Consider the following 12,509-nt stretch of genomic DNA (forward strand, 5'->3'; position numbering starts at 1 on the left):
GGAAAGAGCCCCCACCCGGATCGCATCTGAAGATGCGATCCGACCTCCCCCGCAAGCAGGAGAGGTGCAGCGAAGTACGCGGCGATACAGTTGAACGAGAACTACTTCGCCTTCACATTGCGCGGCTGGCTGTCGCGCATCAGGCGGTCGATATGCATGCGGATATGGGCGGCTTCGGCGGTGGTGTTGGCGAGCGCGATGGCGCGGTCGAAGGTGACGCGGGCCTCCTCGTTGCGGCCGAGCTGCATCAGGAAGGCGCCGCGCACGCCGAAGTAATGGAAATAATTGGAGAGGCGCGGCGCTAACGGCTCGATCATCTCGAGCGCGGCTTCCGGCCCCTTCACCTTGGAGACCGCAACGGCGCGGTTGAGCGTGATCACCGGTGACGGCTGCATGATCTCGAGCGCGCCATAAAGCAGGTCGATCTGGGTCCAGTCGGTGTCCTCGGGCTTTTCCGCGCGGGCGTGGAGTGCGGCGATCGCGGCCTGCACCTGATAGGGCCCGCTGCGGTGATGGCGCATCGCCTTGTCGATCAGCGCAAGCCCCTCGGCGATCAGCTTCTGGTTCCACAGGCTGCGGTCCTGGTCGTCGAGCAGGATGACCTGGCCGTCGGCGTCGAACCGCGCGGCGGCGCGGGCGTGCTGCAACAGCAACAGCGCGGTCAGCCCCATGATCTCCGGCTCGCTCTGGAACAGCCGCAGCAGCAGGCGGGCGAGGCGAATCGCCTCCTCGCACAACGGCGAGCGGATTTGAGCGGTGTCGCCGCTCGCGGAATAGCCCTCGTTGAAGATCAAATAGATCATCGCGGCGACCGAGACGAGCCGCTCGCTGCGCTCGACCGCGCCCGGTGTCTCGAACGGCACATCGGCGTCGGCGACGCGGGTCTTGGCCCGCGTGATGCGCTGCTCCATCGCGGTTTCCGAGACCAGGAAGGCACGCGCGATCTGCTTCACCGACAGGCCGGAGACGATGCGCAGCGCGAGCGCGATCTGCTGGGTCGCGGGCAGATCCTTGTGGCAGCAGATGAACAAGAGCCGCAGGATATCGTCGCGGTAATGCGAGCCGTCGAGCCGCTCGGCGAGCTCTTCCTCGGCGTCGCCGAGGTCGGAGATCGCCTGGTCGTCGTCGGGCAACGCCTCCTGCTTCTTGCTGCGCCTGATGTCGTCGATCGCGACATTGCGGCCGACCATGATCAGCCACGCCGCGGGATCGCGCGGCGGGCCGTTCTGCGGCCAGCTCTTCAGCGCCCGCAGGCAGGCATTCTGGAAGGCCTCCTCGGCGGTATCGAGATTGCGGAAGTAGCGCAGCAGGGCGCCAACCGCCTGGGGACGCGCCGACGTCAGCGCGGCATCGATCCAGGCGGTGTCGGTCATGCTCACGCCTTTGCGCTCCCCGGAGTGAAGTAGCCGACCGGGCGGATCTCATAGGTGCCGCCGGGATTGGCCTCGCCGAGGTCGCGCGCGATGTCGAGCACCTCGTCGAGGTTCTTGCCTTCGACCAGATAGAAGCCGAGCAGCTGCTCCTTGGTTTCGGCGAACGGACCGTCGAGCACCAGCGGCGGGTTTTCCTTGCGCAGCGTGGTCGCCGCGGTGGTCGGCAGCAGCCGCGCCACCGGGCCGAGCCGGCCCTGCTTGGCGAGCTTGTCCTGCACGACCGACAATTTCTGCATGACCGAGGCGTCGTGTTCCTTGCTCCAGGAACCGACCATGTCTTCGTCATGATAGCAGAGGATGGCGTACAGCATCGAAAAGGCATCTCCGTTCATTGCAAGAACGAATGATTATGCCCGCTGCCGACAGGCGGAGCGAAAGAAATTTGAGTTCCGGATGTCGGCGATGGATTGGTCGACGCTTCATGGCGCGCCTCGACCGACTGCGTCTTGGGCCGTGGCGATGGCGCGTCACGCCGTCACCACGACGTTCATGTGCGACTACCAATAGACGCCGTAGCGGGCTGCGATCCGGCGCGCCTTGGCCTCATCGCTCTCCCGGCGGTTGGCGTGGCTCCTGTTCGTTGGCCGGGAGGCTTGCTGCCTCGGAGGCTCCGCCGGCTGCGCCTGCGACGGGGCCTGCTGGGCGTCGGCCGGAGCGGGCGCAACGGCCGGTTGCGCCTGAGCGGGTGTATCGGCGTTTGCGAGCACGAGGCCGCGGCTCTGGCCAGCGTGCGCGGTAGTGGCGGCGGCTACGATGAAAGCCGCAGTCAGGATCAGCTTGCGCATGGAAGTTCTCCCCGGTTGATGGCAGGAGACTAGGGAGCGGACCATGCCCGCTCTGTGATGTATATCACATTGAAATTGGAGGTATCCGGATGGGTAAGGGCGCACTGGCGCTGCTAATCAATGGCGGCTCGGAAAACTGGTCGTCGGCGCGCTGGCAGGCGCGGTTTGACACGGTCTGCCCGGACCGCCGCGTGGTGCTGCTGCCGGATGGCGCGCTCGATCCCGCCGAGGTGCACTATGCCGCGGTGTGGAAGCCGAAGCCGGGCGAGCTCGCGGCGTTCAAGAACCTGCGCGTCATCTTCAACCTCGGCGCCGGCGTCGACGCGCTGATGGCCGACCGCTCGCTGCCCGACGTGCCGTTGGTGCGGGTCGCGGTCGGCGACCTCACGGATCGCATGACCGAATATGTCGTGCTGCATGTGCTGATGCATCACCGCCAGGAGCTCTATCTGCGGGAGTCGCAACGATTGAGGCGCTGGGCGCCGAAATATCAGTGGGCGGCGGGCGCGATCACGGTCGGCATCATGGGGCTCGGCACGCTCGGCGCGGCCTCGGCACACGCGCTACGCGCGCTCGGCTTCCGCGTCGTCGGCTGGAGTCGCAGCGAGAAGCGGATCGACGGCATCGCCTGCCACCACGGCACCGAGGGGCTGGATGCGTTCCTGCGCGAGACCAACATTCTGGTCTGCCTGCTGCCGCTGACACCGGACACGCGGCACGTGTTGAACCGCGACGTGTTCGCAAAGCTGAACCGCGAGAGCCCGCTCGGCGCGCCCGTGATCATCAATGCCGGCCGCGGCGGCTTGCAGAACGAGGGAGACATCCTGCGCGCGCTCGACGACGGCACGCTGGGCGCCGCCTCGCTCGACGTCTACGAGACCGAGCCGCTGCCCGAGGCGAGCCCGTTCTGGGGCCATCCGAAGGTGGTGCTGACGCCGCACAACGCCGCCGACACCGACGCCGACGAGATCTCGAAATACGTCGCGCAGCAGATCACGCGCTTCGAGCAAGGCGGTGCGCTGGAGAACCTGGTCGATCGCGGACGGGGATACTAGGGCAGTGTCGTCCCGGGCAAGCGAAGCGCGACCCGGGACCCATAACCACGAATGGCAGTTGCTCGCGCTACGCTGTGGCCCCAGCGCGCTTCAACGACTCAATCCTGTGGTTATGGGTCCCTGCTTTCGCAGGGACGACCGGATTGATGGGCCTGTCCATCACGGCAGAGCGGCCCAAAGCCTTTGCTTCAGCCCATCTCGGCAACGATCTCCGCGAGCCGGTCGTAGGCGGGCTCGACGCCCTTGTCGATGCCGGAATTGAGATGGCCGTCACGCGCCTCCTTGGTGGGATGGCGAATCGTGGTCATCAGCGTGGTCGTTCCGTCTTCCTCGACGAAGGTCGAGGTGACCAGATATTCGTCGCTGGTGAAGCCCGGCATCGCAAAAGTCTCGCCGAATACCAGCCGCTCCGGGCGCACCACTTCGCGATAGGTGCCGGTGAGGATGTGCTCGACGCCGTCGGACGACCGGAACACGAACCGATAGGCCCCGCCGACGCGCAGGTCGATCTCGCACACCGGCATTGCGAGCTGCTCGCAGCCGAGCCAACGCACAACGTATTCAGGCTTCGTCATGGCGTCGAACACGAAGCGCCGCGGCGCGTCGAACTGGCGCGTCATGGCGAACTCGAAATCCGACGGGGTCGTGATCCTCAGCGTCTTATCCACGCGTGCGTCCACGTTGCTTCTCCTTTACTCTGACTTTGCGGTTGCTGCGCGGCGGAGCCTTTGCGGCCTCCTCCGCCTTCATCTCCTCGAGCAGGCCGTCGAGGCGGTTGAAGCTCTCGTCCCAGAAGCGGCGGAAATTCCCGAGCCAGCCGTCGACCTGCTTGAACGAGTCGGGCGCGATGCGGCACGGCCGCCACTGCGCCTCGCGCCCGCGCGAGATCAACCCGGCATGCTCCAGCACCTTCAGGTGTTTGGAGATCGCCGGCAGGCTCATGTCGAACGGCTTTGCCAGCTCCATCACCGAGGTCTCCCCAAGCGCAAGCCGCGCCAGGATCGCGCGCCGGGTCGGATCGGCCAGCGCCGCGAAGGTCGAACTGAGGGGATCGAGCGGCATGTACTTAGCTCATCGGTTAAATAACCCATGGGTTAAATACGACCGAACGGCGCTCGCGTCAACGGCCAATTTTTGGCCGCAGACGCAGGCGTGAACGATTTAGGATTTGCGCGCGAAGGTGACGTGCGTGGCGTTCGGGCTCGCGACATGCGAGACGACGGCATATCCGAGTGCGGGCAGATCAATGCCTGCGAACAGATTTTCGCCGGCGCCGAGCAGCACCGGTGACAGCGCCAGTTGCACCTCGTCGAGCAGGCGTGCCTGAAGGAACTGGCGCACCAGCGACACGCCGCCACCGACCCGGATGTCCTTGTCCCCCGCAACAGCGCGCGCGCGCTCGAGCGCTTCGGCAATACCTGATGTCACGAAGTGAAACGTCGTGCCGCCTTCCATCTCGATGTCAGGCCGCGCGTGATGGGTCAGCACGAACACCGGCGTGTGATACGGCGGATTGTCGCCCCACCAGCCTTTCCAGGCATGATCCGGCCACGGCCCGCGGATCGGGCCGAACATGTTACGGCCCAAAATCCAGGCGCCGATATTTTCCAACGATTTGCGCGCGATCTCGTCATCGAGACCGGTGCTGCCGCCATCCTGGCCGAACGTCTGGCGAAACGTCCGCGTCCCGAGGAACCAGGCAGGCAGCGCCATGCCACCTTCGCCGAATGGATTTTCGAGGCTCTGCCGTGGCGCGGCGCCAAATCCGTCGATCGAGACCGAGAATGCTGAAGTCCTGACTTTTCCCATGACATTCCACTTCCGTAGGTTGAGGGACCTTACGGAAGACGGGCGGGAAAAACAGCGCCCGACATTTGATGCCGAAGAAATTTCGCCGCGGCTATTTGGCCGCGCACAGCACGTCGAGGACGCCCTTCACGATCGCCTCGAGTTCCCCGCGCGGCACGCGGGCGCGGGCACGGATCGCGATGGTGTGGATGGTGGCGGAGGCGAGATGCGCCAGTGATGCCGGATCGGCGCCCTCAGGCAGTTCGCCGCGCTCCTTGGCATGGCGGAAGCAGATGCCGAACGCCTTGTCGAGCTCGGTCAGTCCCTCCACCACCATGGTGCGGATACCGGGATCCGACACCGCCTCGGATGCTGCGGTCATCACCGTGAAGCAGCCGCGCGGCCCGGACTCGCCGGAGAGATAGATGTCGAGCGCAATGCGATAGATGCGCTCCAGCCGCTCGCGCAGCGGCGCATCGGCGCGGAAGATGTCGACCATCGCCGCGCGCGCGTCGTCGCGGTAGCGCTGGTAGCTCTTGATGTAGAGCTCGCGCTTGTCGCCGAACGCGCCATAGAGGCTCGGCCGGTTCATGCCGGTTGCAGCGCTGAGATCATCGAGCGAGGTCGCGGCGAAGCCGTCGCGGCGGAACAGATCGAGCGCCTTGCCGAGTGCGACCTCGGGCTCATAGGCGCGCGGCCGCCCGCGCCGCTTCGGTGCGACCGGAGCCTCGATTTTGGCAGCAGATGGCGGCTTCTTACTTTTTTGTACCATTTCGCATTTAATTCCTTGACGCCTTCAATATTATCCAAGACAGTACAAAAATCAACAACGGCCGGGACATCCGCGCCAGACCACCCCAAGGAGGCACCAATGGACCTTTATTTTTCGCCGCTCGCCTGTTCGATGGCGACCCGCGTCGCGCTCTATGAAGCCGGCCAGCCGGCCAACTATCTCGAGGTCGATCCGAAGACCAAGCAGGTGCGCAATGACGGCTCCGACTTCAACAAGGTCAACCCGCTCGGGCTGGTACCGACGCTGCGCACCGACGACGGCGTCGTGCTGACCGAGAACGCAGCGATCCTGCAATATGTTGCCGACCAGTTCCCGCGGGCCGGCCTCGGCACCGCGTCGAACGCCGAGCGGTCAAAGCTGCATCAATGGCTGTGCTTCATCGGCACCGAGCTGCACAAGGGGCTGTTCCTGCCGCTGCTCGACAAGAAGGCGCCGCCGGACGCCAAGGCCTACGCGCTGGAGAAATACGTCTCGCGGCTCGACTATGTCGAGGATCACCTGAAGGGCCGCGAGTATTTGCTCGATCATTTCAGCGTCGCCGACGCCTATCTCGTCACGGTCATCAACTGGACCATGGCGACGCCGCCGATCGAGCTGGCGAAATGGCCGGCGCTGAAGGCCTATTACGAGCGGCTGAGGACGCGGCCGTCGGTTGCCAAGGCGGTCGCGGAGGAGTTCGAGCTCTACAAGGCCGAGATCGCGCGGCACAAGGCGGCGGCGTAAGCCGGTCTCTTACCATCCGTCGTCCCGGCGAAGGCCGGGACCCATACGCCGCGGCACCTCGATTTTGGGCGGTTGGAGTCGATAGCTCGCGCACCAATCAGCGACGGTGGTTATGGGTCCCGGGCCCCGTGCGCAATTGCGCACTAGGCCGGAACGACAACTAGAACGGACTATCCCCCAGCCCCGGAACGTCGGCCGGACGCGGGCCCGGCGCGGGCCAGTGGAAGCGGCGATCCTTCTCTGCGATCGCGATGTCGTTGATCGAGGCCTCGCGCCGGCGCATCAGGCCGTGCTCGTCGAACTCCCACTGCTCGTTGCCGTAGGAGCGAAACCAGTTGCCGGCGGCGTCGTGCCATTCGTACTGGAAGCGCACCGCGATGCGGTTGCCGTCGAATGCCCAGAGATCCTTGATCAGGCGATACTCCCGCTCCTTTTCCCATTTGCGGGTCAGGAAGGCCACGATGGCCTCGCGGCCCTCGAACACCTCGGACCGATTGCGCCAGCGGCTGTCCTCGGTATAGGCGCCGGCAACCCGAACCGGGTCGCGTGAATTCCAGGCATCTTCCGCCATGCGCGCCTTCTGCGCGGCGGTCTCGCGGGTGAAAGGCGGCAGTGGCGGGCGTGACATCGGCGATCCCTCAGTGTTTGCCACACAAATCTATCGCCACGCCGCGCAGAGTCGATGGGGCGTTTCTTATCGCCCGATAGCTAGAGCCTATTCCGCTCCGATTGCATCGAAGCGGTGCTCCGACTCTTGTTTTGACGAGGGCTGCGCGCGGCCGCCGCTGATGAAGGCGACGTGGACCTAGGCCCTTCCTTCACAAGCACGTGCAAGTGGGAGACTAGTCCTTTCGTAGGGAGAGGCCATGTGTCGAAGGAGGTATTGACTCAACAAGTGGCTGCTTTCACCGCACCGCTTGCAATTCTATTGTATTATAATCAAAGATTGTACGATCTGTCATTTTGGTTACTCTGGTAACCGCCCCATAAATCTTCGCGACCGCGAACGAATGCAGTGATGGATGATGTCTAACAAAGAAACGACCATGCTTGAAGAGGAAATCACCAAAACGAAGCGGCTCGTAAGAACCGACGCGTATCAAATGTCAATCGGCGAAATCGTCAGTATGTACGACGAAAAGGAAATCATCGTCGATCCAGAATTTCAACGCCTCTTTCTGACCTTAAGGACGCTATTGGGCGCGCCGATGAAAAACTCGGGCGCGTGTTGCTGCGTGCGCTAGTTGCGATTTGCTACGCTCATTGGGAAGGATACGTGCGCCTCACTGCGCGGAAATATTTGGAGCACATCGCGCTCCGAAGATTCCAATACGGCGAGCTCGATCGACAATTTTTCCGCAACTACTTCTTGCCGCGGCTTGCAGCCCTCTCAACCTCCCGCACAAGCATTTCGGAACGTTGCAATCTTGTCGATGAGATACTCAACGCCTCCAACCGGCGGTTCAGTAAGGTCAATGAAGACCTAATCAACACTAAGGCAAATTTGAACCATGATGTGCTAATAGATATCTGCTTAGTATGCGGCATCCCGACTGAGCTTTTTGCTGACCACAAGACTTTCCTGGACATCGTCCTTCTTAAGCGAAGAAACGAAATAGCACACGGTGAAGACACCCTCGTCTCCATTAACGACTTGGATGAACTCACAACCAAGACAATCGCGCTAATGCGAAGCTTTGGCGACCTCTTGGAAAATCGGATTTACCTTAAAGAGTACAGGGCTGCTTAGCGGTCGTTATGACGAGCGTTTTCCGTCGCCAAAAGCAGACCCTTGCGGCTGCGATCTATCGCCGAGACGACTATCGCCCGATAGCTAGAGCCTATTCCGTTCCGATTGCATCGGAACGGGACTCTAGCCTCTTGTTTTGACGCGTTTTCTTCACGCGAACCGGTACCCATCCCGCATCACGCGCCGGACAGGCTTCGCTTGAAAAGGCTTTAGGCCAGATCGGCCTTCATCAGCGCACGGATGGACTTCGGAATCGGCTGTGCCCGGCCCTGACTGACGAAGGCAACGCGCACCTGCGCCTTCACAAGCACGTCATCGCCGCGCCGGACCTCCTGCGCGAGCAGGATGGAGGCGCCCTTCACCGCGATCGGCCAGGTCACGACGTCGAGCATGTCGTCCATCCGCGCGGGCTTCAGGAAATCCAGCGTCATCGAGCGCACGACAAAGGCGAAACCGCCGGTCTCCTCCTGCGCCTCCTCGAACAGCGCGTTCTGTTCGGCGCCCATCAATCGGAGATGATTGGTGCGCCCGCGCTCCATGAAGCGCAGGTAATTGGCGTGGTAGACGATGCCGGAAAAATCGGTGTCCTCGTAATAGACACGGACCTGCATATGGTGTCGGCCATCGCGGATCGCGCCGTCGATATGGGGTAAGGTCAATTGTGGCCCCTCGATCGCTCTCGGAAAGACAATCGTTTTGCGCAAAATGCCCGATCACGCAAGCGCGATCAGGACACCATCGGTCCCTTTGCGCCGAGCGTGACCTGCACGATCTCGGGCGGCACGCCGAGGCGGAACGGCATGATGCTGCAGCCGAGGCCGCCGGAGACGACGACGTCGCATTTCAGCTTGAAATGACCATAGGCGAGCCGCATACCGTGTTTCACCGGCACCGCCGGCGACCAGCCGAGCAGCCGGATCTGGCCGCCATGGGTATGGCCGGACAGCTGCAGCGCGACGCGCGCGGGCACGCGGAGCGCGACGTCGGGCTCGTGCGCAAGCAGGATCACCGGCGCGTCGTCGCTGACTTTTGCAAGTGTCGCGTTGAGATCGTCGACCCCGATGCGCCGGACCTCGCGATAGCGCCGCGCGGGCAGATAGGCGAGCTGGTCGCCGAGACCGGCGAGCCAGAACGGGCGGTTATCCTTGGTGAGCCGCACCGCATCGTTCTCGTAGACCGGGATGCCGGCGCGCTCCAGCGCACGGCGCGCGACGGGTGTGCCCTGCCCCAGGCGCTGCACCGTCTTGTCTTCCCAGTAATCGTGATTGCCGAGCACGGCATGGACGCCGAGTGGCGCCTTCAGGTCCTTCAGCACCGCGGCCCATTCCGAGGCCGGAATGAAGCGGGTGACGTGACGCAGCCCGGCGACATAGTCGCCGAGCAGCACGATGATGTCGGGGTTCAGCGCGTTGGTGCGCTCGACGATCTCAGCGATGCGATCGAGCGACATCCAGGGATCGCAGGCATGAATGTCGGCGAGCGCGGCGATCTTGAGCGGAAAGTCCGAAGGCCATTGCCGCGGCGACAGATCGTAGCGCGTCAGCGTGAGACGGACGACCGGCTCGCTCAGGCCATAGGCCGCGGTCGAGGCGGTGGCGGCGGTCAATCCGCCGGCGGTGCGCAGAAAATGTCGACGTGAAATCATGGACGCTTGATCGGTGATGCCTGGTCCATGATAGGCCCCTTGATTGGAGCGAAATTGGGCCGCGTTTGTGCAGACGGCCTGCAGAGACGTCGCAATGGTTAGCGGGCAAGGTTACCGTGCAGCGCGATGCGCTGCGTCAACACGTCTGTTCACGTCTTCGAGAGCGAGGAGGCTCAGTCTTCATCGCCATTGCCGCCGAACAGTCCGAACTGCGAGGGATCGCGGTTCGGCTCGGCGAGGCCGAGATGGCGGAAGGCATGCGAGGTCAGCAGTCTTCCGCGCGGGGTGCGCTGCAAGTAGCCACACTGGATCAGATAGGGCTCGATGATGTCCTCGATCGCATCGCGCGGCTCCGACAGTGCCGCCGCCATGGTCTCGACGCCGACCGGACCGCCGCCATAGTTCAAGGCGATGGTGGTGAGATAACGCCGGTCCATCGCATCGAGGCCTGCGCTGTCGACCTCGAGCGCGCTCAGCGCACGGTCGGCGATGCCGCGATCGATGGCCTCGGCATCCGCTGCGGAGGCGAAGTCGCGCACGCGGCGCAAGAGGCGGCCGGCGATGCGGGGCGTGCCGCGGGCGCGGCGCGCGATCTCGTTGGCGCCATCGGGGCTCATGCCGATGTTCAGCACGCGGGCGCCGCGGGTCACGATCTTCTCCAACTCTTCCTCGGTGTAGAAGTTGAGCCGGATCGGAATGCCGAAGCGGTCGCGCAGCGGATTGGTGAGCAGGCCTGCGCGCGTCGTCGCGCCGACGAGGGTGAATTTCGACAGCTCGATCTTCACCGAGCGCGCCGCAGGACCCTCGCCGATGATCAAATCGAGCTGAAAATCCTCCATCGCGGGATAGAGCACTTCCTCGACCGCCGGGCTGAGGCGATGGATCTCGTCGATGAACAGCACATCGCGCTCTTCCAGATTGGTGAGCAGTGCGGCAAGGTCGCCGGCCTTCGCGATCACGGGGCCGGAGGTGGCACGAAAGCCGACACCGAGCTCGCGTGCGACGATCTGCGCTAGCGTGGTCTTGCCGAGGCCCGGAGGACCGACGAACAGCACGTGATCGAGCGCCTCGCCGCGCTTCTTCGCCGCCTCAATGAAGATCGAGAGATTCTTGCGCGCCTGGGCCTGGCCGACGAACTCCGTCAGCGACTGCGGACGCAGCGCGGTGTCGCCGACATCGTCGGAGCGGCGTTCGGGCGTGACGATGCGCGAGGGCGTGTTCACTTCGACAGTTCCTTCAGGCCCAGCCGGATCAGTTGCGCGGTCTCGGCCTTCTCACCGGCGCTGCGCGAGGCGGCGGCGATGGCGGCGGCGGCCTGCGGCTGGCCGTAGCCGAGATTGACCAGCGCGGAGATCGCGTCGGTGACCGGGCGCGGCGCACGGTTGTTGTCGATCGCGCCCGAGAGCTGCACCACCGCGGGATCGACATCGGCAAAGCCCGGCGCCTTGTCCTTCAATTCGCTGACGATGCGCTCGGCCACTTTGGGTCCGACGCCCGGGGTGCGCGCGACGGCCGCCTTGTCGCGCAGTGCGATGGCATTGGCGAGATCGGTCGGCGGCAACGTGCTGAGCACCGCGAGCGCGACCTTGGCGCCGACGCCCTGCACGGTCTGCAACAGACGAAACCATTCACGCTCGAGATCGCTGCGGAAGCCGAACAGCTTGATCTGGTCCTCGCGGACATAGGTCTCGATCGAAAGCACCGCGGCGCCGCCCGGCTGTGGCAGCGCCTGCAGCGTGCGGCTCGCGCAATGCACCTGATAACCGACGCCGCCGACATCGAGGATCACGTAATCCTCGCCGTAGGAATCGATCAGGCCCTTGAGCTTGCCGATCATAGGTTCGCCACCCTGAGGCGCAGCGCGGTGCTCTGGCGGTGATGGGCGTGGGTGATCGCGACCGCGAGCGCATCGGCGGCGTCGGCGGACGGCGGCTCGGCTTTCGGCAACAGGATCTTCAGCATCACCTGGATCTGGTTCTTCTCTGCATGACCGGCGCCGACCACGGTCTTCTTGACCTGGTTCGGGGCGTATTCGGCGACCGAGATACCGAACATTGCGGGCGCCAGCATGGCGACGCCGCGGGCCTGGCCGAGCTTCAGCGTGGCAACGCCGTCCTTGTTGACGAAGGTCTGCTCGACGGCCGCTTCCGCCGGTCGGTAGTCGCCGAGCACGGCGGCAAGCCCCTCATGGATCGCGAGCAGCCGGCTCGCCAGCGGCAGATCGTCCGGCGGCTCGACCGAACCGCAGCCGATATAGACCAGACGGTTGCCTTCGGTCTCGATCACACCCCAGCCGGTGCGGCGGAGGCCCGGATCGATACCGATGATGCGGACGGGAGAGCGAATCGGCTGCGATGTCATGGGGTAGTGATACCGCCTGGGCCGGGAGAACGAAACACAAACGGAGGTTCGTCCCCTGCTCCGCGTGGCATCGCACCGTGCTCGTCATTCAGCCCTGCTCGTCATCCCCGCGAAGGCGGGGATCCAGTACGCTGTGGCCTCTCGGATCAATCGCAGGACTCTGGAATACTGGATCG

The 12,509-nt window shown here is 64.1% G+C and carries 17 protein-coding genes; 4 read left to right on the top strand and 13 right to left on the bottom strand.

Features of this window, described 5'->3' with window-relative positions; all coding sequences use genetic code 11:
• Window positions 1–101: 101 nt before the first annotated feature.
• The 3 genes from ACVIGB_RS25325 to ACVIGB_RS25335 all read right to left on the bottom strand — a co-directional run bounded on the left by ACVIGB_RS25325 (window position 102) and on the right by ACVIGB_RS25335 (window position 2,218).
• On the bottom strand, window positions 102–1,379 hold the full coding sequence (locus ACVIGB_RS25325) for an RNA polymerase sigma factor (RefSeq protein ID WP_456720595.1): 1,278 nt from the start codon (window positions 1,377–1,379) through the stop codon (window positions 102–104).
• A complete protein-coding gene (locus ACVIGB_RS25330; protein WP_092126677.1) occupies window positions 1,376–1,744 on the bottom strand; it encodes a YciI family protein in 369 nt (122 codons plus the stop codon). Before ACVIGB_RS25330 ends, ACVIGB_RS25325 begins: the two co-directional genes overlap by 4 nt.
• 186 nt (window positions 1,745–1,930) lie before the next feature.
• On the bottom strand, window positions 1,931–2,218 hold the full coding sequence (locus tag ACVIGB_RS25335) for a hypothetical protein (protein ID WP_092123683.1): 288 nt from the start codon (window positions 2,216–2,218) through the stop codon (window positions 1,931–1,933).
• Between the two features lie 89 nt (window positions 2,219–2,307).
• Between ACVIGB_RS25335 and ACVIGB_RS25340 the strand changes: the two genes are divergently transcribed.
• Window positions 2,308–3,273, top strand: coding sequence for a 2-hydroxyacid dehydrogenase (locus ACVIGB_RS25340; protein ID WP_456720594.1), 966 nt, complete (start codon window positions 2,308–2,310; stop codon window positions 3,271–3,273).
• Between the two features lie 188 nt (window positions 3,274–3,461).
• Here ACVIGB_RS25340 and ACVIGB_RS25345 read toward each other — a convergent pair whose 3' ends face one another.
• The 4 genes from ACVIGB_RS25345 to ACVIGB_RS25360 all read right to left on the bottom strand — a co-directional run bounded on the left by ACVIGB_RS25345 (window position 3,462) and on the right by ACVIGB_RS25360 (window position 5,833).
• Complete coding sequence (locus ACVIGB_RS25345) at window positions 3,462–3,953, bottom strand: SRPBCC family protein (RefSeq protein WP_456720593.1); 492 nt, start codon at window positions 3,951–3,953, stop codon at window positions 3,462–3,464.
• Entirely contained in the window at window positions 3,934–4,335 is a 402-nt protein-coding gene (locus ACVIGB_RS25350) for an ArsR/SmtB family transcription factor (RefSeq protein WP_456720592.1), read from the bottom strand. Before ACVIGB_RS25350 ends, ACVIGB_RS25345 begins: the two co-directional genes overlap by 20 nt.
• Before the next feature lie 99 nt (window positions 4,336–4,434).
• Window positions 4,435–5,082 carry a dihydrofolate reductase family protein gene (locus ACVIGB_RS25355; RefSeq protein WP_456720591.1) on the bottom strand — a complete coding sequence of 216 codons (648 nt, stop codon included), beginning with the start codon at window positions 5,080–5,082 and terminating at the stop codon, window positions 4,435–4,437.
• Window positions 5,083–5,173: 91 nt separating this feature from the next.
• On the bottom strand, window positions 5,174–5,833 hold the full coding sequence (locus tag ACVIGB_RS25360; protein WP_456720590.1) for a TetR/AcrR family transcriptional regulator: 660 nt from the start codon (window positions 5,831–5,833) through the stop codon (window positions 5,174–5,176).
• Between the two features lie 99 nt (window positions 5,834–5,932).
• Between ACVIGB_RS25360 and ACVIGB_RS25365 the strand changes: the two genes are divergently transcribed.
• A complete protein-coding gene (locus ACVIGB_RS25365; protein WP_456720589.1) occupies window positions 5,933–6,577 on the top strand; it encodes a glutathione binding-like protein in 645 nt (214 codons plus the stop codon).
• Window positions 6,578–6,737: 160 nt separating this feature from the next.
• Here ACVIGB_RS25365 and ACVIGB_RS25370 read toward each other — a convergent pair whose 3' ends face one another.
• Window positions 6,738–7,205, bottom strand: a complete 468-nt coding sequence (locus ACVIGB_RS25370; RefSeq protein ID WP_456720588.1) for a nuclear transport factor 2 family protein — start codon at window positions 7,203–7,205, stop codon at window positions 6,738–6,740.
• Between the two features lie 418 nt (window positions 7,206–7,623).
• On the opposite strand from ACVIGB_RS25370, the gene ACVIGB_RS25375 reads away from it, so the two are divergent.
• Complete coding sequence (locus ACVIGB_RS25375; RefSeq protein WP_456720587.1) at window positions 7,624–7,821, top strand: hypothetical protein; 198 nt, start codon at window positions 7,624–7,626, stop codon at window positions 7,819–7,821.
• Window positions 7,803–8,327, top strand: a complete 525-nt coding sequence (locus ACVIGB_RS25380; RefSeq protein ID WP_456720586.1) for an MAE_28990/MAE_18760 family HEPN-like nuclease — start codon at window positions 7,803–7,805, stop codon at window positions 8,325–8,327. The genes ACVIGB_RS25375 and ACVIGB_RS25380 overlap by 19 nt, the downstream gene beginning before the upstream one ends.
• A 209-nt stretch (window positions 8,328–8,536) precedes the next feature.
• On the opposite strand, the gene ybgC is transcribed toward ACVIGB_RS25380, so the two are convergent.
• The 5 genes from ybgC to ruvC all read right to left on the bottom strand — a co-directional run bounded on the left by ybgC (window position 8,537) and on the right by ruvC (window position 12,333).
• A complete protein-coding gene (gene ybgC / locus ACVIGB_RS25385; RefSeq protein WP_092126673.1) occupies window positions 8,537–8,986 on the bottom strand; it encodes a tol-pal system-associated acyl-CoA thioesterase in 450 nt (149 codons plus the stop codon).
• A gap of 68 nt (window positions 8,987–9,054) precedes the next feature.
• A complete protein-coding gene (locus tag ACVIGB_RS25390) occupies window positions 9,055–9,972 on the bottom strand; it encodes a metallophosphoesterase (protein WP_456720585.1) in 918 nt (305 codons plus the stop codon).
• A gap of 173 nt (window positions 9,973–10,145) precedes the next feature.
• A complete protein-coding gene (ruvB, locus tag ACVIGB_RS25395) occupies window positions 10,146–11,195 on the bottom strand; it encodes a Holliday junction branch migration DNA helicase RuvB (protein ID WP_092123667.1) in 1,050 nt (349 codons plus the stop codon).
• The gene (ruvA, locus tag ACVIGB_RS25400; RefSeq protein WP_229170503.1) at window positions 11,192–11,809 is read right to left on the bottom strand and encodes a Holliday junction branch migration protein RuvA; all 618 of its coding nucleotides are present in this window, start codon (window positions 11,807–11,809) and stop codon (window positions 11,192–11,194) included. Before ruvA ends, ruvB begins: the two co-directional genes overlap by 4 nt.
• A complete protein-coding gene (gene ruvC / locus ACVIGB_RS25405) occupies window positions 11,806–12,333 on the bottom strand; it encodes a crossover junction endodeoxyribonuclease RuvC (RefSeq protein WP_456720584.1) in 528 nt (175 codons plus the stop codon). Before ruvC ends, ruvA begins: the two co-directional genes overlap by 4 nt.
• Window positions 12,334–12,509: the final 176 nt, after the last annotated feature.

The sequence above is a fragment of the Bradyrhizobium sp. USDA 4341 genome, from assembly GCF_054063755.1.

Bases quoted from the DNA above. Each gene is read 5' to 3' on its own strand.
- ACVIGB_RS25350 (WP_456720592.1), bottom strand. From the start codon at position 4,335: ATGCCGCTCGATCCCCTCAGTTCGACCTTCGCGGCGCTGGCCGATCCG.
- ruvC (WP_456720584.1), bottom strand. From the start codon at position 12,333: ATGACATCGCAGCCGATTCGCTCTCCCGTCCGCATCATCGGTATCGAT.
- ACVIGB_RS25370 (WP_456720588.1), bottom strand. From the start codon at position 7,205: ATGTCACGCCCGCCACTGCCGCCTTTCACCCGCGAGACCGCCGCGCAG.
- ruvA (WP_229170503.1), bottom strand. From the start codon at position 11,809: ATGATCGGCAAGCTCAAGGGCCTGATCGATTCCTACGGCGAGGATTAC.
- ACVIGB_RS25360 (WP_456720590.1), bottom strand. From the start codon at position 5,833: ATGGTACAAAAAAGTAAGAAGCCGCCATCTGCTGCCAAAATCGAGGCT.
- ACVIGB_RS25365 (WP_456720589.1), top strand. From the start codon at position 5,933: ATGGACCTTTATTTTTCGCCGCTCGCCTGTTCGATGGCGACCCGCGTC.
- ACVIGB_RS25375 (WP_456720587.1), top strand. From the start codon at position 7,624: ATGCTTGAAGAGGAAATCACCAAAACGAAGCGGCTCGTAAGAACCGAC.
- ACVIGB_RS25340 (WP_456720594.1), top strand. From the start codon at position 2,308: ATGGGTAAGGGCGCACTGGCGCTGCTAATCAATGGCGGCTCGGAAAAC.
- ACVIGB_RS25330 (WP_092126677.1), bottom strand. From the start codon at position 1,744: ATGCTGTACGCCATCCTCTGCTATCATGACGAAGACATGGTCGGTTCC.
- ACVIGB_RS25355 (WP_456720591.1), bottom strand. From the start codon at position 5,082: ATGGGAAAAGTCAGGACTTCAGCATTCTCGGTCTCGATCGACGGATTT.
- ACVIGB_RS25335 (WP_092123683.1), bottom strand. From the start codon at position 2,218: ATGCGCAAGCTGATCCTGACTGCGGCTTTCATCGTAGCCGCCGCCACT.
- ACVIGB_RS25390 (WP_456720585.1), bottom strand. From the start codon at position 9,972: ATGATTTCACGTCGACATTTTCTGCGCACCGCCGGCGGATTGACCGCC.